This window comes from Kitasatospora sp. NPDC007106 (assembly GCF_040634455.1).
In the GTDB taxonomy this organism is placed as follows: Bacteria; Actinomycetota; Actinomycetes; order Streptomycetales; family Streptomycetaceae; genus Kitasatospora; species Kitasatospora arboriphila.
On sequence record NZ_JBEYFP010000921.1, the window covers coordinates 1 to 2196 of the forward strand.

General features: G+C 74.2%; 1 protein-coding gene. It reads right to left on the reverse strand.

Going from position 1 to position 2196, the window contains the following annotated elements; all coding sequences use genetic code 11:
* Positions 1-58: 58 nt before the first annotated feature.
* A complete protein-coding gene (locus ABZ641_RS34055; protein WP_359988177.1) occupies positions 59-2179 on the reverse strand; it encodes a glycosyltransferase family 39 protein in 2121 nt (706 codons plus the stop codon).
* Positions 2180-2196: the final 17 nt, after the last annotated feature.

A 2196-nucleotide genomic window follows, 5' to 3' on the forward strand; every position in this document is an offset into this window, starting at 1 on the left:
CCTCCCGTCCCGCGCAGTTCCCCGCGCCCCCTGGGGTTCGCCTTACTGGCGAGTCCTCCTACTCGGTCGCCGTCAGGTCGTAGACGGTGGTGCTGCCGACGGTCTTGGCGGTGAAGTTCTCCGAGACCCAGGTGGCGATCTGGGAGGACTCGGAGGAGCCGCCCATGCCGCCCCCGCCGCCGAAGCCTCCGCCGCCGATGAACCAGTGCACCTTGCCCTCCTTCACGTACTGCTGGAACTGGGCCAGGGTCAGCGAGGGGTCGGTGCCGTTGAAGCCGCCCAGGGCCATCACGGGCTCACCGGTGGCGAGCTGGTAGCTGGCCTGGTTCTGCGAGCCGACGGCGGCCGCCACCCAGGTGTACTTGTCGGCGTCCTGCTTGAGCAGGGCGGAGAGCTCGCTGCTGACCTGGGCGCCGTTGAGCAGTCCGCCCATGCCACCCGGCCCGCCCGCGCCGCGTCCGGTCCGGCTGTCGCCGCCCGTCCCGGTGCCGGGGAAGCCCTGCCCGTTCATGCCCGGGAAGGCGTTCTGGCCGTTCTGGCCGGTCGTCCCCGGGAATCCCTGCCCGTTCATGCCGGGGAATCCGCCCTGACCCTGGGCCTGACCGGTCTGACCGGTCTGACCGCCCTGCATGCCCGGAGGGAAGCCCATGCCGCCGCCCGCCCGGAACCGGCCGCCGCCGCCGGGGCCGCCGAAGCCGCCGCCCTGGACCTGCGGGCCGGCCGTCACGATGGAGCCGCTGTGCCCGGTGGAGACGGTCTGCAGGGCGTAGGCGGTCGGCCCGCCGAGGGCCGCGGCCAGCGCCGCGATCCCGGCGACCGTGGCCAGCCGTGCCCCGACCGCCCCGCTCAGCCGTCCGGCGAGCGGCAGTGCGACCGCGGCGGCGAGGCCGCCGATCAGCACGGCCCACCGCAGCCACGGCACGAAGTCGGCGCTGCGCCCGAGCAGCACGTACGCCCAGACCGCGGTGACGGCGACGGTGCCGCCGAGCAGGGCGGCGTACGGCAGCCGGTGCCGGGCCCGCCAGAGGCCGTCCGCGCCCATGCCGACGAGGGCGGCGACCGCGGGGACGAGGGCCACCGTGTAGTACTGGTGGAAGATGCCGGACATGAAGCTGAAGGTCAGCGCGGTGCAGACCAGCCAGCCGCCCCAGACCAGGAAGGCGGTCCGGGCGCTGTCGGTGCGCGGGTGGCGGCGGGTCGCCCAGAGGCCGACCACCAGCAGGATCAGGGCGGCGGGCATCAGCCAGGCGATCTGTCCGCCGATGTCGCCGTCGAAGAGCCGGGTGATGCCGGTCTCGCCCCACATGCCGCCGCCGGCGCCGGCGCCGCCGCGGCCACCGCCGCCGACGCTGCCGGTCTCGTTGCCGGTGATCCGTCCGAAGCCGTTGTAGCCGAAGGTCACCGAGAGGAAGTCGTTGTCCTGGGAGCCGCCGATGTAGGGGCGGGCGGAGGCGGGGACGAGTTCGACGATCGCGACCCACCAGCCGGCGGCGACGACCATGGCGAGGCCGGCCCACAGCAGCTGCCGGAACCGGCGGCCGAGCCCGGTGGGGGCGGTGACCAGGTAGACCAGCGCGAAGGCCGGCAGCACCAGGAAGGCCTGCAGGGTCTTGGTGAGGAAGCCGAAGCCGAACATCACGCCGGCGAACACCAGCCAGCGGGTGCTCGCCGTCTCGGTCGCCCGGACGACGCCGTACGCGGCCAGGGTGAGCAGCAGCACCAGCAGCGCGTCCGGGTTGTTGAACCGGAACATCAGGGCCGCGACCGGGGTGAGCGCCAGTGCGGCGCCCGCGACCAGGCCGCCGACCGGGGAGAAGCGGCGGCGCACGGTGGCGTACACGGTGGCGACGGTCGCCACGGCCATCAGCACCTGCGGTGCGAGGATGCTGCCGGAGCTCAGGCCGAACAGCCGCACCGAGAGGGCCATCGGCCACAGCGACATCGGCGGCTTGTCGACGGTGATGAAGTTCGCCGCGTCGGACGAGCCGTAGAAGAAGGCCTTCCAGCTCTGCGAGCCGGCCTGGACGGCGGCCGAGTAGAAGGAGTTCGCCCACCCGGAGGCGGTCAGGTTCCAGAAGTAGAGGGCGGCGGTCGCGGCGAGCAGCGCCAGGAACGCCGGCCGGACCCAGCGCGGGTCGTCCGCGCGGCCGCGCCAGGCGCGGGCCGGCAGGGTCCGCAGCCGGCCGGCCCACGACC